Here is a 19413-nt window from a genome sequence, read left to right as displayed (position 1 = left end):
GTTTCCATCAGTGAAATCCGCGACAGCGTCTCCCGCGACCTGGAAAACCTGCTCAATACCCGCTCGGAAGGCGCGCGCCTGATTCCGGATACCTTCAAGGAATGTCGCGCATCGCTGTTGACCTACGGCATCCTCGATTTTTCGTCCTACAGCGTGCTCAGCCCGCAGGATCGTGACCGCATCCGTCGTTCGCTGGAGCAGACGATCGCCGTGCATGAAGGGCGGCTCAGCCGCGTGCGCGTGGTGCTGGAGCCACAGCGTGAATCCGACCGCGCCCTGCGTTTCCGTGTGGATGCCTTGCTCGACCTGGGCGAGGACAACGAAAAGGTGCAGTTCGACGCCGTGCTGCAAGTGGCAACCCAAATCTGCACCGTGCGTTGACCCGCGCGGGTTGATCCTGCCTGGTCAGGACAGCAGCAAACCCAGCCGCGCCATTTCGTCCAGGCCCTCTTCCAGATCGGGCAGGGCAGCTTGCCACCATGCCTGTGGCCTGCATGCCAGCGGACTGCCTTCGCCGGTCTGGGTCGGGATCGTCGCCATGCGTGCAGCCCAGTCGTGCCGGAGTGTTTCGTGGTCACGGTTGCCATCCAGCAGCAAGGCCAGTTCCCTTGCCAGCGGGCTTTCCAGTTTCCCCATCGAAGGCACCAGGCTGGCGAAGCGTGCATGCCCTTCACCGATCTGCAGGCGCGCCAGCGGGCTCATGCAGGGGCGTTCCCCGGCCTTCAGGGCGAAACGCGGCGCGTCGCAATGCAGTTCGACCATGCCGACCTGGAACGCGCCCAGCAGGAAATTCACGGCGGTGGCGGTGTCTTCTTCCAGCGAACGTGTGCTGGCGATTGCATCGCGGGCTTCATACACGAGCGCACGCACGGCGTGCGGCAACGGGCGCTTGGCCTGACAGGCGAGCAGCAGATGTTGCAGCAGCGGGTTGTCGGTGGAAATCCTGCTGTCCAGGCGCGAAAACTGCATCACGCCTTTTTCATCGGGGGCATCACTGTCTGCATCGAGGATGCAGACGGCTTCGAGGCTTGGCAGCACCCGAACATCGGGTTGCGTGCTGGGCATTGCCTGCACGCGGCACAGCATGGTTTGCCGGAACCTGCGCCCGGTGATGAAGTCGAGGTATTGCTCCTTGGTTGCCAGGTCATGCTCGGCGATCCCTGCCAGTATCGGCCGCACGCTTTCGGTGACGGTCTTCAGCGACATTTCGAGGTAATTGGCCTCGGCGAGGAACGCAAGCCCATGCCCATGCGCCTGCTGCAGGAATTCGCTTAGCGTGCATGGGTCGTTGATCGGGGACAGATCATCATGCAGCAGGACACTGGGGTGTAGCCGCTGGCGGAGATCCTTGATTTCGCTGGCCATGACCTTCGAGTACCGGCGCTGATCCACCATGCCATTTTCGAGAAGGTCAAGGCATTCCATCGCCTTGTCCACGCGCTCGGCGGGGGTTGCTGCGCCATCCGAATGGAACTTCATGATGTCCCACAGCATCCGCCTGAGGTGGCAGCCAGGCAGTGTGTTGTAGCTGACGTAGGCGATGCCGGCAGGCGCAAGGTTCTGCTCGCACAGCGCCAGCAAGCGCTGGCGCACAGCGGGCGGCACCCATGACCAGAAGCCATGGGCGAGGATGTAGTCGCAGGGTTCAGTGCCTGCATCCCAGTCCAGCAGGTCGGCGGCGACCAGTTGCAGGTTGTCCAGCCCCAGCGAGCGCCGCATCGCTTCGCCGCGCGCGATGGCCTTTGTCGACAAATCAACACCGATGAACTGGCTGTCCGGATACGCCTGCGACAGCGTGAGCAATTGCAGGCCGTCGCCGCAGCCGACTTCGAGCAGCCGGCATCGCCGTGGCGTTGCAGCCGGGATGCCATGCAGGCGGGCGATGGCAGCCAGCCTCGACGGGTGCATTTGCTCATGCACGTAAGGTGGATAGTCAACCACGTCATAGAGGAAGGTCTCGCTCATGCGTTGCTCCTGATGCGTGCGGATGTCTGTTCCTGCGTCTGGCCTTCACGCATGACACTGGCGGCGAATACGGATGCCAGCATCGCCTCGCGCAGGCGCTGTGGCGACACCGGCTTGAACAGCACCGGGATCCGGCTGGCGGCGATTTCGCCGATCCGGTCGGGCCGGGTTTCGCCGGTGACCAGCAGGCGCGCGAATCCGGGTTGCTGTGGGTCCTGGCCGTAGTGGCGGGCCAATGCGCGCAAGGCATCCATCCCGCTGCGGCCTTCGCGCAGGCGCAGGTCGCTGATGACAAGATCGGGTGGCGTGGGCCAGTGCGCGACCTGTTGCAGTGCTTCGGCTTCGTTCTCGGCGGCGCGGATGTCGCAGCCCCATTCTTCCAGCAGTGCGCGCAGGCCTTCGAGGATGCTGATCTCGTCGTCGATCACCAGCACCCGCAGGCCGCTGATGTCCAGCGGCAGGTCGAAGGCGTCATTGCTGGAGTGTGCAGCGGGCACGCCTGCTTCCACCAGCACCGAAACGCGCGTGCCGCGCTGCGGGCGGGATGCCAGGTCGATCCTGCAGCCGGCCAGTTCCGCCAGCTTGCGCACCGTTGCCAGTCCCAGCCCCAGACCGCGCCCGCGTTCACTGCTCGACTTGCCCGTATCGCCATCGCCATTGACGCGGTAGAACGCTTCGAACACGCGCTCCTGATGTTCCGGCGCGATGCCGCAGCCGGTATCCCACACATCCACCCGCACCTTGCCATCGTGCTGGTGACGCACGCCGACCAGCACGCCGCCGTCATCGGTGTAGCGCAGTGCGTTGCTGACCAGATTGTTGAGGATGCGCGCCAGCATGGTGCGGTCGCAGCGCACCCATGCGTCGGTCTTGCGCACGATCAGGCGCAGCCCGCGGGATTCGGCCAGCATGCGGAAGTTGCGGCTGACTTCGTCGAACACGTCATCCAGCGCCACGTCGGCATGCACGGCCTGCATCGCGCCGGCTTCCAGCCGCGACAGGTCAAGCAATTCCGAGAACAGCTGGTCCAGCGATGTCACGCATTCCTCGATGCGCAGCACCCGCGCCAGTTTGTCGGGGTCGGTTTCGCCGGTGCGCAGTGCGGAGGAAAACAGCGTCAGCGCGTACAGCGGCTGGCGCAGGTCGTGACTGGCGGCAGCAAGGAAGCGCGCGCGCGACTGGCTTGCGGCTTCGAGTTTTGCGTTCTTGTCGGCCAGTTCGATGCTGGTGCGGCCCAGCTCGCTGTGCATGCGGTTATGCGCATCGGCCAGCGCCTGTGAAGCCTCGTTCACGCCGCGCTGCAGACGGCCCAGCACTTCGCCGGGCAGCACGTCCAGATGCACCTGCTCGCCGCGCCCGAGGCATTCCACCGCAGCAGTCAGTTCGGAGATGGGACGCACCAGCCGCATGGCGATGCGCCAGCCGAGCGCTGCCGTCAGCGCCAGCGCGGCCACCAGCAGCAGGCCCGCCTGCCAGAGTGTGCCGGACATGCCGGCGATGCCCTGCGGATGCAGGCGCGTTGCCGCGAACAGGAGCAGGCCGAATGCAATCGAAACCGCGAGCAACAACGGCAGCAGGACGCGCAGCGCCCATTCGCGAAGCAGCGGCATCCGCGACAGTGGTGGGGTGTCGCGGTGGATCGAGTGTTTTTCGCGCAGGGACATGCCGGTTCAAACGCGAAACCGCGCCGGAACCGGACATCGCATCAGCCCGTGCGCAACCGCTCCCGCAGTGCATCGGCATCATCCGCCAGCGGTTCGGCGTGGCTGGGCCGCTCCAGCATCGCCGCCAGTGCGGGCGGTGGTGGCACCACTTCGCCCAGCAGCGGTTCCACCACTTCCGGGAACTTGGCCGGATGCGCGGTGGACACCGCCGCCCAGTCGCCTTGTTCGCCGCGTGCGCGCAAACGATCCAGCACATCAGCAGCGCAGGCGGTATGCGGGCAGACCACGTGGCCGCGCTCGTTGCGGGTGCGGACGATGGCGGCGCGGATCTGTTCGTCGCTGACCGCTTCGGCGCGCAGGGTTGCGCGCAGCTCGTCGGCATCCGGGTACAGGAAGCGCAGGCGCTCGAAGTTGCTGGGCGCGCCCACGTCCATCGCGTTCGCAAGCGTTGCGATGCTGGGCTGCGGCGTGTACTCGCCGCCTGCGAAGAAATCCGGCAGCACGGTATTGGCGTTGCTGGCCAGCACCACCTCGCCGATGGGCAGACCCATGCGCTTTGCCAGCAGGCAGGCCAGCGCGTTGCCGAGGTTGCCGGTGGGAATGACGAAGTTCAGCGCGCGTCCGCTTGCGCGCAAGTGGTTCAGCGATGCGTGCGCGTAGTACGCCGCTTGCGGCAGCAGCCGGCCCAGGCTGATGCTGTTGGCCGAGCCCAGCGGCACTTGCGCGCGGTATTCGGCATCGGCCAGCAGGGTTTTGGCGAGGCGTTGGCAGTCGTCGAAGCTGCCGGCCACGCGCAGCGCGCGTATGTTGTCGCCGAAGCAGCCAAGTTGGTGCGCCTGTCGCGGTGAGACGCGGCCATCGGGATACAGGATGGCAACGCGAAAGCCGGGGCGGGCGTGGAAGGCGGCAGCGACCGCCGCGCCGGTATCGCCCGAGGTGGCGACGACTATCGTCAGTGGTTTGTCGCCGCGTGGCAGCGCTGCGAGACAGCCGGCGAGGAAGGCCGCGCCGTAGTCCTTGAAGGCGGCGGTGGGGCCGTGGAACAGTTCAAGCAGGAAGTCGTCCGGCTTGCCGAAGCCGACCAGCGGCGGGTCGATGGCAAGCGCTTCGCGGCAGATGCCGGGCAGGGCGGCATCCAGTGCGCCGTCTGCAAAAAACGGTGCAAGAAAGCGTGCAGAGACTGCTGCCAATGTGTCCGCGCCATCAAATTGCGAAGGCGTGAACGTGGGCCAGTGTTGTGGCATGTACAGCCCGCCGTCCGGCGCAAGCCCGGCGGCGATGGCATCGGCGATCGAAACGATGGGCGCGTTGCCGCGTGTGCTGAGTGCGTTCATGCCAGTACCTCGGCGGCGGGGCCGGCAACCGGCGTGAGATGGGCATCGCTGTCGAAGCCGGCCCGCGCGAACGCCACCTGCATCGCCGCGCTTGCGCGTTGCGCGCTGCCTGCGTCTTCGCACCATGCAAACACGCTGGGGCCTGCGCCGGAAATGCTGGCGCCCATTGCGCCTGCCTCCAGCGCGGCCTGCTTCACTTCGGCAAAGCCCGCGATCAGCGGCGCGCGGCGTGGTTCCACCAGTACGTCGGACAGGCCGGCGCGCACCAGCGATGCGTCGCCGCGTTCGCAGCCCAGCAGCACCTGCGCAAGATTTGCGCTTTGCGCGACGAACTCCTTCAATGCGTATGCGCCTGCCAGCGCTTCACGCGCGCGGCGCGTTTCCAGTACCGCATGCGGATGCACCACGGCGGCATGCCATGCGGCGGGCACGTTGACCTTGGTCAGGCGGTCGGCGGTGGCCAGCACCAGCCCGCCCAGCAGCATCGGGCCGACGTTGTCGCCGTGCCGGCCACCGCTGGCAACGGCTTCACCGGCGAGTGCATGCGGATACAGCGCATGCGCATCGAGTGGTGCATCCAGCAGCGCATTCGCCGCCACCAGTGCGGCCACGCAGGACGCAGCGGAACCGCCCAGCCCGGAGCCGAGCGGGATGCCCTTGTCGATTTCGATTTCGAAGCCGAACGGCAGCGCCAGCGCTTCGCGCAGGGCGATCAGCGCGCCGCCGGCGGTATTGCGCTGCGCCTCCAGCGGCAGGTCGGTGACGCTGCCGCGAATGGCCTTGATGCGCACCGTGGGTGCATCGATGCGGCGCACGGTGGCGACATCACCAATGCCTGCAATGCTGTGACCGAGCACGTCGAAACCCACGCCAACATTTCCGACGGAACCCGGTGCGAACGCACGCGCCTCACTGCGGGCAGCGCTCACAATTTTGCTCCAAGCGCGGCAGCCAGCCGCAGCAGGTCGGAGAACACGCCGGCGGCGGTGACTTCCGGCCCGGCGCCGGGGCCTTGCACGACCAGTGGGTTGTCGCGGTAGCGACGGGTGGTGAATTGCACGCTGTTGTCCGTCAGTCGGAGATGGGCGAAGCCATGGTCGGCGGGGAGTTCCTGCAACGCAACCTGCGCATTGCCATGACGTTCCAACCTGGCGACATAGCGCAGCACGCAGCCCTTGGCGCGCGCGGCCTGCAGCGCGGCCTGCATCGGTGCGTCCAACTGTTCCAGCGCCGCCATGAAGGCGTCGCAGTCGCCATCGCGCAGGGCTTCGGGCACAAGGCTTTGCACGGACACGTCGGCCAGTGACAACTGCAGACCTGCTTCGCGGGCAAGGATCACCAGCTTGCGCGCCACGTCGGTACCGGACAGGTCATCGCGCGGGTCGGGCTCTGTGTAACCCAGTGCATGGGCTTCACGCACAAGTGTGGAGAACGGCTTGCTGCCATCGAACATGTTGAACAGCCATGCCAGCGTGCCGGAGAAGATGCCGTCGATGGCGATCAGCTCGTCGCCGGTATCCAGCAGGTCGCGCAGGGTGGAGATCACCGGCAGGCCCGCGCCGACGGTGGCCTCGTAGCGGAAGCGCGCGCCGCTTTTCACGCGGGCAGCGCGGATGGCGTCATAGCGTTCCAGCGGCCCTGCGCCGGCCTGCTTGTTGGGCGTGATGACGTGGATGCCGGCGGCTAACCACTGCGGATAACGCTGCGCCACGTCGTTGCTGGCGCTGCAGTCCACGATCACCGCATGCGGCATGTGGCTGTCCAGAAGATGCGCGGCAAGTCCATCCAGGCCGGTTTGCGAAGGCTCGGCCTGCATGCGTGTGCGCCAGTCGGCATCGCCGCCGTGTTCGCACAGCCACAGCTTGCTGCTGCCGGCGATGGCGCGCAGGCGCAGGTCAACATTGGCATCCTGACGCAGGCGCGGCAGCGCGGCCTGCAACTGGTCCAGCAGGGCACCGCCGACCTTGCCGGGGCCGATTACCGCAAGCGCAATCGTCTGCGGCGACAGCCAGAACGCGGCGTGTGCGGCGCGCAGCGCACGCGCGGCGTCGGCGGAGGCAATTGCCACCGAGATGTTGCGCTCCGATGCGCCCTGCGCAATGGCGCGGATATTCACGCGCGCCCGCGCCAGTGCTTCGAACAATCGCGCTGCCACGCCCGGCGTGCCGGCCATGCCATCGCCCACCGCTGCCAGCACGCTGATATCGCGCACCACCTGCACGCCTTGCACCTGCGCGGAAGCAAGCTCGCGTGCGAAGGCGTCCAGCAGCGCGGCCTTTGCGGTATCGGCATCGCGCTCTCGCACTACCGAGCAGATTGAATGCTCGGAGCTGCCCTGCGAAATCATCACCACCGAAATACGCGCGGCATGCAGTGCGGCAAACACGCGCTCGGCGGTGCCGGGTACGCCGATCAGGCCCGCGCCTTCCAGACTGACCAGCGCAAGGCCAGGATCCAGCGTGAGCCCCTTCACCGGGCCTGCGGCATTGCGGTCGCCGTCGGCGTCGATGCGGGTGCCGGGGAACTCCGGGCGGAAGGTGTTGCGCATCAGGATGGGCAGGCCGCGCGCGATGGCCGGCGTCATGGTCTGCGGATGGATCACCTTCGCGCCGAAGTAGGCCAGTTCGCAGGCTTCGCGGTAGCTCATCGCCGCAAGCGAAACCGCTTCCGGCACCAGTCGCGGATCGGCGGACAGCACGCCATCCACATCGCTCCAGATGTGCAGTTCGTCGGCATCGAAAAGACTGGCGAAGATCGCGGCGGAATAGTCGCTGCCGTTGCGGCCCAGCGTGGTGGGCAGGCCGTCTTCGCCGCTGGCGACAAAGCCGGTCACCATCGCGCGAGATGCCGGGTTGGCCTGCTGCCACTGCGCAAGCCGGCGCGCGCTTGCATCCCAATCGACGATGGCACCGAGGTCGGTATGCCGCACCACCAGCACCTCGCGCGCGTCGAGCAGGGCGTAGTCGCCGCCGCGCTGTTGCAGATGTGCGTTCAACAGCGTGGTCGAAAGCACCTCGCCCATGCCGTGGATGCGTTCCAGCGCGGAACGCCCCGGCTGGCGCAGCAGGCTGACCGCACGCAGCAGGTCGGCGATTTCGGTGAATTGCACCTCAAGCCAGCCCAGCATCGCTTCCGGTGCGTCCAGCAGTTTGCGTGCCGTTTCCTCGTGCTTGGCCTTCAGCGCGGCGAAAGCAGGCTGCCAGTCCGCGCCGGATGCGGCGGCATCGGTCAGCGCAATCAGTGCATTGGTGGCGCCCTGCATCGCCGAGGACACCGCGACTTGGCGTGGTGCATCGTCGGCCAGCAGCAGCCCGGCAACGTGACGGATGCGGTCGGCATCGGCCAGTGAACTGCCGCCAAACTTGTGTGCGCGACAAAATGCTTTGGATGGAGCGGGCTTGGGTGGTGCGGACTGCGACGAAACCATGAAGCCTCCGGTGGAAGCCCCGCGTGCGTCGAGTCGGGATTCGCGCCCCGCCTCTGTCGCTGCGGGGTCGTTGTCTTGGATGGGTTTATCCAGGCATGACCGACCGCACCGGCGTCGTGGTACCGGTGCCGGTGGTAATAATCGTGGTGGTCATGTGGCGGGACATGGGGACGGACTCTGCTGCACTGCGGCGAAGGCTGTCAAGCGGTGGTCACGCCTGAAACCGATGAAGCGCGCCGCTGCATCAATCCAGCACTGCCTGCAGCAACTCGGGCATGGGTGTGTGGAACGGATTGACCACGGTGGTGCCACGCCAGGTGAAGCCGTGCTGCAGGTCTTCGCTGAGCAGCACCCGGCAGCCGGCATCGGAGGCCACCGACAGGATCAGCGCGTCCCACAGTTGCAATTCATGATCCACGCACAGGTCCAGTGCGCCGAGCATTGCAGGCCAGGTGGAATCCAGCACGCTGAAACCATCGGCCCAGTCCATCGCCGCCTGGCGTGCCTGCGCGCGGCTGCGTCCGGCCTTGCCGTACAGCACGCGCACCAGTTCGCCCAGCACCTGCGCCGGCAGGCGCACGCGCGCGGCGGGCAGGCGTTCGATCAGTTGCAGTGCCGCCGCCTGTCGCTGCGCATCGCCCACGCCCTCGGCATAGGCCAGCACATTGGTGTCCAGCGCGATGTCCATGCTCAGCGCTCGTACAACTCGTCGCGGCTCCAGCCACGCACGCCGCTCGCGGGCTGCGCGTGCAGGCGCGCCAGCAATGCCCTGCGTGCGCGCTTGCGGGCGCGGTCATCGGACTGCACGGGGCCGAGCGTGGCGACGGGCTTCCCACGCGACAGCACGGTGTAGGAACGGCCCTGCGTCACTTCGCGCAGCAGCGCGGAGAAATTGCGGTTGGCATCGGATGCGGAGACGTTGGCCATGACGGCCTCCGTGAAAGTAGTGTTGAACACTACTTTACTCCGGTTATACCCAAATGGCGAGGATGGGGGCGAGGGCAGGTGGGTCAGGGTGCAGGGCATCGCAAAGGCTCCTGTTGCATGGCCTTCAGCTTGCAACGCCGGAGACGAGGAAGCAGTCGGTATTTGCCCCGCAGGCGCGTCGGATTTCGCCGCGACCAAGCCGAATGCAGGGGCATGAAGTCGTAGCGGTTCTTGCCATTCGCTTCCGTCAAGCCTGTTGCCGTTTGCTGCGGGCGTGCAGAATCGCGTCGTCTCGACTGGGAAATCCCACGCATGGCGCGTCCACGCCGTTCCTTCCTTGCCTATGCCTCGGCCTTGCTGGGGCTGTTGAGCCTCATGGCGGTGGCCTGCTTCCACTTCCCCGAATTGCTGACCAGCCGCGAGTTCCGCGCTGTCTACAACGAACAGTTCGCGCGTCATCTGCTGCTGGTGGGGCTGGCTGCCGCCTTCATCATGGGGACCGTGGCGATCCTGCGTGACCGCAACAAGCGCATCGCCGCCATCGGTGTTGGCAGTGCGACGCTGGCGGTGTTGTTCGGCGGCACAAACGTGCAGTTCGACAGCATTGGCCAGACGCCTTATTCGCTCGGGCTGGACTGGTTCGTGCTGTCGCTGTTCTTCTCGGCGCTGGTATTCGTGCCGCTGGAGCGCTATCTCGGCAAACGTGCGTTGTCGCCGCTGCGACCGGGCTGGCGCACCGACGTGGCGTATTTCTTCATGAGCCATGTGCTGGTGCAGTTCATCCTGATCCTTGTCACTGCGTCCACTTCCACCATCGCCGGACTGGCGGCGTTCCCGTGGCTGAAGGCGGCGATCCAGTCGCTGCCGGTGTGGGCGCAGTTCCTGATCGCAGTGTTCGTGGCCGACATGGCGCAGGCGCTGCTGCATCGCGCGTATCACAACATCCCGTGGCTATGGCGCTTCCATGCCGTGCATCACTCCAGCCGGCACATGGACTGGCTGGCCGGCTCGCGCATCCACTTCGTCGAAATCGTGCTGACCCGCAGCGCAGTGCTGCTGCCGCTGCTGGTGCTGGGCTTTTCGGCATCGGCGGTGAACGCCTACGTGATCCTGGTCGGCCTGCAGGCAGTGGTGGCGCATGCCAACCTCGGCATCCGCTTTGGCTGGCTGGAATACCTGCTGGTGCTGCCGCGCTACCACCACTGGCACCACGCGCGGCAGCAGGAGTACATCGACGTGAACTACGCGATCCACCTGCCGCTGGTGGACATGCTGATGGGCACGTTCAAGTTACCGCGTGACCAGCAGCAGTGGCCGCTGGAATACGGCGTGATGAAGCTGGAAACCGTGCCAAAGGGCATCGTCAAACAACATCTGATGCCGTTTCAGGGCGGGCGCAAGTTCGAGGATTACGTGGATTGAGGCTTACCCACCCAGCAACCTGCGCGCCAATACGGATTGCATGTCGCGCCGTCCGTCCACGATCACGAAGATGACCACCTGATTGCCGATGACGCGATAGATGGCGCGCCAGGGCTTGAACAAGACTTGCCGGTATTCCTTGATGCCAAGTGCTGCCAGTTCTTTCGGGATGCTGCCGCGCTCCGGCATTGCAGACAGGCTTTCGACAACTGCCATCAGTGCGTCCAGCACGCGGTTGGCGCTGGCTTTACCGCTGGATTCGTGGATGTAGTGGTGGATGGCCTGCAAATCCCGCTCCGCGCCTGCGGTCAACAAGACGTCGAAGCGGGTGGGGCGTCGCACCATCAGGGCTTGTCGCGCAGGCGGGCCACCACGTCGGCAACCGGTTTGAGCTTGCCTGCGGCTACGTCTTGATGACCCAGTGCCAGCAGTTTCAGCAGGGCAAGGGTTTCCTGCGTTTCCTCGAAGGACGCCACGTCCTGCAGCACGGCTTTGGCTTCACCGTTCTGGGTGATGACCAATGGCTCGCGCTGTTCGGCAAGCTGCGCCAGCACCTCGGCAGCGTTGGCCTTGATGTAGCTGATCGGCTTGATCTGCGACGAATAGCGCATTGCAGGTTCCCGGCTGGATGGCAGGACGCAATATGGTCCTTATTCGATCCATAGGCAAATACGGGCGGTTCAGGCCGCATGCGTTGGCTCGGCTGCGCCATCCCCATTCCTCGCCCCCACCACCGCTGTTGCGGTCATGTCGCCGGTGACGTTGCCCACGGTTGCCAGCACGTCGGGGATGGCATCCACCGCCATCAACACCGGTAGCGGGGCGATGGGCAGGCCCATGGCGGAGGTCACAGGCAGGTTGGTAGCAAGGAAAATGGCCTGACCGGGCAGGCCGACCGAGCCCATGCTGACCAGCACCGACAGCGCCACACCGGTGGCGAGATGGGCAGGCGTGAGCGTTGCGCCCAATGCCCATGCGATGAAGCTGGCGGTGGCGATGTACTGGATGGGCGAGGTGATGCGGAACAGCGACACCGCCATCGGCAGCACCAGCCCGGACACGCGGGCAGGGATGCCCAGCCGGTTTTGCGCGCTGTCCAGCATCGCCGGCAGCGTGGCAAGCGAGGACTGCGTGCTGGCGGCAACGGCCTGCACCGGCACCAGCCCGCCCAGGAAGTGACGCAGCCCACCCTTGCCAAGGGTGACGGCGATGACGATCAGCAGCACCACCGCCAGCACGTACAGCGCGCATTCCAGCAGGATGTAGATGCCGAGCGCCTGCAACATGCCCCAGCCGGCGCGTGCGGTCAGTGCCAGCACCAGCGCGAAGATGCCGACCGGTGCGGCCCACAGCACCCAGTGGACGATCACGATCATGGCGTCGCTGATCGCCTTCAGCAGCCCGACCACCTGCGCACGCGGCGCGGCATCCAGTTTGGTCAGGGCGAAGCCGAAGAACAGCGCGAAGGTCACCAGCGGCAGCATTGCGGAGGCGGCAGCGGCGGCGATGGCATTGCTCGGCACCAGTGCGGTGAGTGCCGTGGCCCAGCCGCCGGATGGCGCGGCGATGTCTTCGGCATGGCCGCGCAGCGCGGCGGCGACGGCGGGATCGGGTTCCAGCATCGACAGTGCCAGCGGTGCCAGCAGCGCGGCCATCGTGGCGGCAGCAGTGAGCAGGATGACGAAGCCGATGATGGCTTGCCTTGCCACGCGGCCGGAGTGCGCGGCATCACTGGCCTGGTTGATGCCGACCACCACCAGCGCGAACACCAATGGCACCACCGTCATCTGCAGGGCATTGAGCCAGAGCTTGCCAAACGGCTCGACGATGTTGGCAATCTGCAAACCGAGTTCCGGTGATTTCCATGCCAGCAAAATGCCGAACACGATGCCGGCAACAAGGCCGGTGAGGACACGGGCGGTCTGGCTCATGGGGTTGTCTCCGGCAGGTTCCATTGTTGTTGCAGGGCGGTGTACTGCGCGCGTGGCAGCAGCACGAATACGGGCTTGTGTCGTTCGTCCAACCACTGCAGCAGCGCATCCATGCTCTCAGGCGCCATCGCGGTGCAGCCGGCAGTGACCTGACCGGGCTTGCCCCACAGATGGGCGAATATGCAGCTGCCGGCCTGCGGGCGCGCTTCCGCGTTGTGCTGAATCACGAAGCCCCGGCTGTAGCGCTGGTCGCCGTTGGCATGCAGGTCAAGCCGCATCGGCTCGCTGGATTTGTCGAGTCCCGGTGCCTTCGCCACGCTGCGATCCACGATCTGGTTGTACATCGGCGATTCCGGCACGTCGATGCACCAGTCGTTGTAGCCCATGCCCTTGTAGGGAAGGCCGGTGGCGACGCTGCCGGCATAGCCGAAGGCGGTGCCGATGCCGAACACGCCCGCAGGCGCACGGCCATCACCTTCGCGCTTGACCGGCCCGTCGCTGCGCTCGTCATGCAGGCCGATGCCCCATGCACTGCCGGCGCGGCCCACGCTGATCGGTGCGGCATCGCCTACCTGTTTCCAGCCGCTCGTGGTGCGTTCGAAGCGGCGCAACTCGCCGCTGGTGGCGTCCCAGTTGGCGGTGGTGACCAGCACCAGTTGCCGGGCCGCGGCCCAGCGTGCGGCTTCGGCGCTGGAAGTGTGGTTGCTGGCTGGCGCATGCGTGCAGGCGGCAAGCACCAGCGACAGCAGCAAGGCAGTGAGGCGTGTGGTCATCGTCATTGGGCAAGTGTCATGGCAAATGCGGGAGGAGGCAATTGATGGCAACAATCCTTCATTCCGGCGAAAGCCGGAATGACGAATGCGAAGTCATCGGTGTCATGCATCGATCAACGGCTGGATGCGCGCGAGATTGGCCTGCAGGTTGGCACGGCGCGCACGCGAACCGTCGCACAGCAGCACGAACACCTGATCCATCAGGTGTTGCAGCGCGGAGTGGTAGAGCAGGGGCTGGATGTGCGCACCATCATCATGCGCGGAGACCAGCAGCGGCAGGTCTGCGTGCGCGCGCAGCGGATTGGCGCTGTGCCGGGTCACCGTGACCACCGCGCCGCCATGCTCGCGCGCGTAGCGGCAAAGCTGGCCCAGCGCCGGATGCATGCCGAACTCGGAGAACACCACCAGCACGTCACCGGATTCTGCCGCCGACATGCTGGCGGCCATGTGGGTGACATCGAAATTGTGTACCGCCAGCACGCCCAGCAATGACAGCCGCAATGCCAATGCGCGTGCGTGGATGTCGTCGTCGCCCAGGCCGATGATGAAAACGCGGCGCGCGCTGCCGATGGCGCTTGCCACCGCGCCCAGCGCATCCGTCGTGTTGATGTGGCGGGTGGCTTCCTCGGCCTCGGACTTGCGCTGCCACAGGCTGGTCGCCAGTGACGCGGGCCGTTGGCTACCGCCGCCGGGTTGGGATCCGCCATTGCCGTTGTCGGCGCGCACCACCGCTTCGCTGATCGACAGCTTGAGGTCGGGATAACCCTTGAAGCCAAGCTTCTGGCAGAACTTGACCACGCTGGACTGGCTGATGCCCAGCGCGTTGGCGAGCTGCTGCGATGAGTAGTCGCGCAGCAGTTGCGCGTTTTCCAGCACGAAGTCGGCGATGCGGCGCTCGATCGCCGACATCTGGTCGCGTTCGGCGCGAATCCTGACCAGCGCGGACATGCCTGCTTCAGGCCGCAAGGCTGGTGACGGGGGTAATGCCGTCGATGGCGCGGATGCCAAGGCCGGGCGCGTCGGTGATGCTGATTTCCGATTCGTTGAAGATCACGCCGCTGTCCACCGGGTCATGGCTGCACAGCGATGGCCCGTCCAGATCGACCTTGCTGATGACATCGGCGCGGGCCACCGCCAGATGTACCGCTGCCGCCACGCCGATGGAAGATTCCAGCATGCAGCCGATCATGCAGTCGATGCCGTACAACGCGCAGATGTCGGCAATCTTCACCGCGTTGGAGATGCCGCCTGTCTTCATCAGCTTGATGTTGACGATGTCGGCGGCGCGCATGCGGATCAACTCCACCAGTTCGCGCGGGCCGAACACGCTTTCATCCGCCATCACCGGCGTGTGTACGCGCTCGGTCACGTAGCGCATGCCGGCAAGGTCATGTGCCTTCACCGGCTGCTCCACCAGTTCCAGCTTCACGCCGGCATCTTCCAGCGCATGCAGTGCATAGACCGCCTGCTTCGCCGTCCAGCCCTGGTTGGCGTCCAGCCGCAGCAGGGCGCGGCCTTCCACCGCCGCGTGGATGGCCTTGGTGCGTTCGATATCCACGCCGATGTCCTTGCCCACCTTGATCTTCAGCGATTCAAAGCCGCGCTCCACCGCAGACAGCGAATCGGACACCATCTTGTCGATGTGGTCAACGCTGATGGTGATGTCGGTGGTGATGACCGGCTCGCCGCCGCCCAGCAGCTTGTACAGCGGCGCGCCATACAACTGGCCCCACAGGTCGTAGAGAGCGATTTCCACTGCCGCCTTGGCGCTGGTGTTCTTCTCCATCGCCGATTGCACAAGGCCGGTGATGCGGTTGAGGTTGGCGATGTCCTGTCCGATTACGCGCGGGGCGATGTAATGGCGCACGGCTTCGATGATGGAGCCGTGGGTGTCGCCGGTGATGACAGCGGTAGCAGGTGCGCTGCCGTAGCCGATGTGGCCGCTGTCGGTATGCACCATCACCACCACGTCTTCCACCTGTTCCACGGTGCGCAGCGCGGTCTTGAACGGTGTTTTCAGCGGCACGCGCAGCATGCCGAAACGGATGTCGGTGATTTTCATCGAATGGTCTTCATTGTGGCTTGGTGACCCGAACAATATTCGTGATGCGATCCACGTAGTCGTGATCCTTGCCGAAGCGCAGCGGCAGCAGCGGCGTGACCGACACGCTGTTGAGCCGCATCTCGCGCAGGCTGCCGTCTTCCTGCAGATAGCTGCCGCCGTTGGTGTCGTGGATCACCCACGGCTGTCCATCGACCTCGCCGATGAACATCATCACGTGGCCGGGAATGTAGATCAGGTCACCCACGTCCAGCGCCGCGACTGCCGCCATCCGCGCTTCGCGCGTTGCGTCCTGCGCCAGATGCGTGCGCGCGAACACCGGGCTGACCGACTGGTCGCTGGTATTGCGCGGCAGTTGCACGCCCATGCTGCGATACACCTCCGACACGAAGCCGCTGCAATCACGCCCGTTGTAGGCATGGCCCCAGCCATAGCGCTCGCCGAGGAACTTGAACGCCTGCCGCAGCAGGTTGGCGCGGGTCAGCGGCAGGTGATCGGCGCTGCTTTCGGCGATGCGTGGCAGCAGGGCAGGCGCGAATGCCAGCTTGCCGTCGTCGCCACGCAGGGGCAGGTCGATGATCCATGATGCATAGGGATGCTGGCCGTTCACGGACTTGTCCGGCGGCACGTCGGCCAGTGGAACCCGCAGGCCCATGTCCAGTTGCAGTTCGGACAATTGCGGCTGCTCGCGGGTGAACACCGTGCGCGGCTTTGCGCCGGTGATGATGCGATAGCGCGCGCGCTGGCCGTAACCCAGCACGGTGTTGCGATCCCCTTCGGCGATGGCATCGGCCTTCGCCCACGCCGCGTAGCGTTCGCTGACCACGAACAGCCATTGCCCATCCGCGCTGGCATGCGCGATGACCACCGCATCGCCGGGGAACAGCGCGCTTTCCTGGAAGCGGTCGATATCGGTTTCGCCTGCGCGACTGAACACGCGCAGCGCGGCGGGAAAGGTGCGCAGGTCAGTGCGCTGCAAGGCCATGCCGAAGCGGGCGGGCTGCAATGCGGCAATCGCGTCCATCGCACGGTTGCCGAGGATCGCGTCGAGCGTTGCCTTGGTGACAGGCTTGCCGGCTTCATCCCACAGCGGCTTGGATGGTGGCGATGCCAGATCGTCGATCCAGCCTGCAACCTGCGCACGCGAAAGCATTGCGGGCATCGCGGCAAGGTCATGCATCGAATCGTCTTCGCGCAGCAGGCGTGCGTTGCGTGCGGCGATGGCATCGGCCGTCATCAGCACGGCGTCCGGCGCTTGCTGGCGTGCAACCCAGAACTCCGGCGAGAAATAGGCATCCTGCATCCCGATCACGCCGCTGGGCGGGATCGGCAAGGTGCCGGATTTCGGGCCGTCCAGCGCCGTGGCCGCACCTGCCGCCAGCAACAGGGCAAGGCCCAGCGCATGCAGCGCGGGTGTGCGGCGCGTCGGGTAAACAGTGCCGGTCATCGTCTTCACCCCTCCCGGTGACGGTGCCTGTGTGCGTGTTCGGGCCGTGCTGCGCACAGGCTCTGAATCAATATTCGTACGAGTTATACGGCAAGAATAATTTATTGACCAGCCCTGCGGTGCATGTTAAAGAAGCGGTAACGACCGACCGTTGGGGAACGCATCGGGTGACCTGCAACCCATTCCGCGCCACCACCGTACCGCCTGCGCCAGTGCCGGGTGTTGCCACTCGCACGCCGCCGGTCGCCGTGCATCCTCATTTCATCCCAGTCGTTCTGCCATCCCCACCTTTTGGAGAAAGCCGATGAACCGCACCTCGCGTTTGCGCAAGTCCGCCCTGTGTCTTGCGATGGGCGTCTGCCTGTCCTCGCTCGCCCTTGCCCCGGCATTCGCGCAAAGCGCGATGGGCGCGGTGGCAGGCCGTGCCAATGCCGGTGACCAGATCACCCTGGTCAACACGGCCACGGGTGCTACCCGCACGGTCACGGTCAATGCCGATGGCAGCTACCGTCTGGCGCAGTTGCCGGTGGGCGACTACACCCTGCAGGTGAAGCGCGGCGGCTCGGACGTGGGTCAGGCGCTGACGGTCAGCGTGCCGCTGGGCGGCACCGCCACCGTCAACCTGGGCAGTGAAGGCACGCTCACCAATCTCGATGCGGTGCAGGTAGTGGGCTCGCGTGTGGTGAATCGCGTCGATGTGTACAGCACGGAAAGTGCCACGAATATTTCACGTGAAGAATGGGCGCGCTTGCCGGTGGATCAGGGCCTGGCTGCGGTTGCACTGTTGGCACCCGGCGTCATTGGCAACAATCGCCTGGGCGGGCTGAACTTCAACGGCTCATCGATGGCGGAAAACGTCGTTTACATCAACGGCATGAATGTGACCGATCCGTTCTACCGGTCGGGTTTTTCCAGCGTGCCGTTCGGTTTTTACAAAGAGTTTCAGGTCAAGACCGGTGGTTACTCCGCGGAGTTCGGTCGCAGCACAGGTGGCGTCATCAATGCGGTGACACGTTCCGGCGGCAATGAATTTCATGGTGGCATCGAGGTGACGATGGAGCCAGCGGCGTGGCAAGCGCCAGCCGAGGATCGCTACCACGAGGATGGCTCCCTGCATACCAGCCCTGGCGAGTACGGTTTGCAGAGCCGGGATTCCTACAACTGGTTCAAGACGAATGTATGGGCGTCTGGCCCCATCGTGAAGGACAGGCTGTTCTTTTTCGGCATGTACGAAGACCGGAGCAACCATTCCAGAGGCTATTCGCTGACATCGGCCTCCCAGGCCAAGAACGATAATGGCTTCTGGGGTACGAAGCTGGACTGGATTATCAACGACAATCACAAGCTGGAATTGTTGGCGTTCTCTGATGGCGGGGAAAGCGAGTCGGACGGTTACGTCTATACGTGGGCTACCGATACGATGGGTGCGTACAACGGCACCAGTTATTCCAAGAGTGGTGGCGACAATTATTCGGCGACCTATACCGGCCATTTCGGCGAGAACTTCACTGCCAAGGCACTGTATGGCGTGAACAATCGCAGTTCGCATGCATGGACCACCCTGGATGCACAATGCAGCCCAGTCACTGCCGACGCCAGTTATTCGGCGATCGCGGCCACGCTTGGTGCGCGGCTGGGTTGCCATCCGAATAATGGAACCATCAGCAAGCGGGACGATGAGCGCGAGATGGGGCGGCTTGATTTCGAATGGTCGCTTGGCAACCACGTGCTGCGCTTTGGTTATGACCGCGAATTGATGACCAGTGAAACGTCACTGTTCTATCCGGGCGATGGCTTCTCCTATCAGGCTGTCGCCGTATCGCCTGGCAGTCCGTTGGCCAACGGTGCAACGGTACCCGCAGGCGTGAATGCCATCATCACCAAGCGTTTCCGTTCGCAAGGCGGTACGTTTGAAACCGAGGCCAGTGCGTTCTATGTGGAGGACAACTGGAACGTAACGCCTAATTTGCTGCTGAGCCTTGGCGTGCGGGTGGACAGCTTCGACAACAAGACGGCCAGCGGGCAGAGCTTCATCAAGCTGGATAATCTGGTAGCTCCGCGTCTTGGCTTCAGTTGGGACATGCAGGGCGATGGCACCAGCAAGCTGTTTGGCAATGCGGGGCGTTATTACCTGCCGGTCACCAATGCCGTCAACGAATATGCCGGTAGCGACGTGTATGACGAGTACTACTACTATGTGCTGCAAGGCTGGAACAGCGCGACCAACCCGGTGACGGGCGCAGCCTATATGTCGCCCATTCTTGGCGCACAGATTGGTGGCGTGTATTCGCAAAACAACGTTGGCGACCCGCGTGCCAAGGTCGATCGTGACATCAAGGCTGTCTATCAGGACGAATTCATCCTCGGCTATCAGAAGGCGTTGAATGCCACTTGGTCGTGGGGGGTGAATGCCACCTATCGGATCATGGAACGCACGCTGGACGACGTGGGTGTGCGCGTT

The 19413-nt window shown here is 64.9% G+C and carries 17 protein-coding genes; 3 read left to right on the top strand and 14 right to left on the bottom strand.

Annotated elements, in window-relative coordinates:
- On the top strand, nt 1-381 hold a 381-nt coding region (tssE, locus tag QM612_RS04065), incomplete at its 5' end, for a type VI secretion system baseplate subunit TssE (protein WP_415252616.1).
- Between the two features lie 24 nt (nt 382-405).
- Here tssE and QM612_RS04060 read toward each other — a convergent pair.
- The 7 genes from QM612_RS04060 to QM612_RS04030 form a co-directional block, all read right to left on the bottom strand.
- Nucleotides 406-1965 (bottom strand): methyltransferase regulatory domain-containing protein, encoded by a 1560-nt coding sequence (locus tag QM612_RS04060; protein ID WP_415252615.1) that lies wholly within the window; start codon nt 1963-1965, stop codon nt 406-408.
- Nucleotides 1962-3629 (bottom strand): hybrid sensor histidine kinase/response regulator, encoded by a 1668-nt coding sequence (locus QM612_RS04055; RefSeq protein ID WP_415252614.1) that lies wholly within the window; start codon nt 3627-3629, stop codon nt 1962-1964. The genes QM612_RS04060 and QM612_RS04055 overlap by 4 nt, the downstream gene beginning before the upstream one ends.
- A gap of 41 nt (nt 3630-3670) precedes the next feature.
- On the bottom strand, nt 3671-4963 hold the full coding sequence (thrC, locus tag QM612_RS04050; RefSeq protein WP_415252613.1) for a threonine synthase: 1293 nt from the start codon (nt 4961-4963) through the stop codon (nt 3671-3673).
- Nucleotides 4960-5892 (bottom strand): homoserine kinase, encoded by a 933-nt coding sequence (locus QM612_RS04045; RefSeq protein ID WP_415252612.1) that lies wholly within the window; start codon nt 5890-5892, stop codon nt 4960-4962. Before QM612_RS04045 ends, thrC begins: the two co-directional genes overlap by 4 nt.
- The gene (thrA, locus tag QM612_RS04040) at nt 5889-8390 is read right to left on the bottom strand and encodes a bifunctional aspartate kinase/homoserine dehydrogenase I (RefSeq protein WP_415252611.1); all 2502 of its coding nucleotides are present in this window, start codon (nt 8388-8390) and stop codon (nt 5889-5891) included. The genes QM612_RS04045 and thrA overlap by 4 nt, the downstream gene beginning before the upstream one ends.
- A gap of 244 nt (nt 8391-8634) precedes the next feature.
- Complete coding sequence (locus QM612_RS04035) at nt 8635-9078, bottom strand: PIN domain-containing protein (RefSeq protein ID WP_415252610.1); 444 nt, start codon at nt 9076-9078, stop codon at nt 8635-8637.
- A 2-nt stretch (nt 9079-9080) separates the two neighbouring features.
- Nucleotides 9081-9317, bottom strand: a complete 237-nt coding sequence (locus tag QM612_RS04030; protein ID WP_415252609.1) for a type II toxin-antitoxin system Phd/YefM family antitoxin — start codon at nt 9315-9317, stop codon at nt 9081-9083.
- A gap of 312 nt (nt 9318-9629) precedes the next feature.
- Between QM612_RS04030 and QM612_RS04025 the strand changes: the two genes are divergently transcribed.
- Entirely contained in the window at nt 9630-10739 is a 1110-nt protein-coding gene (locus tag QM612_RS04025) for a sterol desaturase family protein (RefSeq protein ID WP_415252608.1), read from the top strand.
- A 3-nt stretch (nt 10740-10742) separates the two neighbouring features.
- Here QM612_RS04025 and QM612_RS04020 read toward each other — a convergent pair whose 3' ends face one another.
- The 7 genes from QM612_RS04020 to QM612_RS03990 all read right to left on the bottom strand — a co-directional run bounded on the left by QM612_RS04020 (nt 10743) and on the right by QM612_RS03990 (nt 16952).
- Nucleotides 10743-11084, bottom strand: coding sequence for a type II toxin-antitoxin system RelE/ParE family toxin (locus tag QM612_RS04020; RefSeq protein ID WP_415252607.1), 342 nt, complete (start codon nt 11082-11084; stop codon nt 10743-10745).
- Nucleotides 11084-11350, bottom strand: coding sequence for a type II toxin-antitoxin system Phd/YefM family antitoxin (locus QM612_RS04015; protein ID WP_415252606.1), 267 nt, complete (start codon nt 11348-11350; stop codon nt 11084-11086). The genes QM612_RS04020 and QM612_RS04015 overlap by 1 nt, the downstream gene beginning before the upstream one ends.
- Before the next feature lie 69 nt (nt 11351-11419).
- On the bottom strand, nt 11420-12670 hold the full coding sequence (locus QM612_RS04010) for a dicarboxylate/amino acid:cation symporter (RefSeq protein WP_415252605.1): 1251 nt from the start codon (nt 12668-12670) through the stop codon (nt 11420-11422).
- On the bottom strand, nt 12667-13443 hold the full coding sequence (locus QM612_RS04005) for a L,D-transpeptidase family protein (RefSeq protein ID WP_415252604.1): 777 nt from the start codon (nt 13441-13443) through the stop codon (nt 12667-12669). Before QM612_RS04005 ends, QM612_RS04010 begins: the two co-directional genes overlap by 4 nt.
- Before the next feature lie 102 nt (nt 13444-13545).
- Nucleotides 13546-14391 carry a MurR/RpiR family transcriptional regulator gene (locus tag QM612_RS04000; protein WP_415252603.1) on the bottom strand — a complete coding sequence of 282 codons (846 nt, stop codon included), beginning with the start codon at nt 14389-14391 and terminating at the stop codon, nt 13546-13548.
- Between the two features lie 7 nt (nt 14392-14398).
- Nucleotides 14399-15505 (bottom strand): dipeptide epimerase, encoded by a 1107-nt coding sequence (locus QM612_RS03995; protein WP_415252602.1) that lies wholly within the window; start codon nt 15503-15505, stop codon nt 14399-14401.
- Nucleotides 15506-15515: 10 nt separating this feature from the next.
- Nucleotides 15516-16952 (bottom strand): SH3 domain-containing protein, encoded by a 1437-nt coding sequence (locus tag QM612_RS03990; RefSeq protein WP_415252601.1) that lies wholly within the window; start codon nt 16950-16952, stop codon nt 15516-15518.
- A gap of 304 nt (nt 16953-17256) precedes the next feature.
- Here QM612_RS03990 and QM612_RS03985 point away from each other — a divergent pair.
- Nucleotides 17257-19413, top strand: a 2157-nt coding sequence (locus QM612_RS03985) for a TonB-dependent receptor (protein WP_415252600.1), incomplete at its 3' end; no start/stop codon positions are given.

The sequence above is a fragment of the Thermomonas sp. genome, from assembly GCF_047606765.1.
GTDB lineage: Bacteria > Pseudomonadota > Gammaproteobacteria > Xanthomonadales > Xanthomonadaceae > Thermomonas.
Note: the sequence above shows the minus strand (reverse complement) of the source record. Positions and strands in the feature narration are given on the sequence as shown.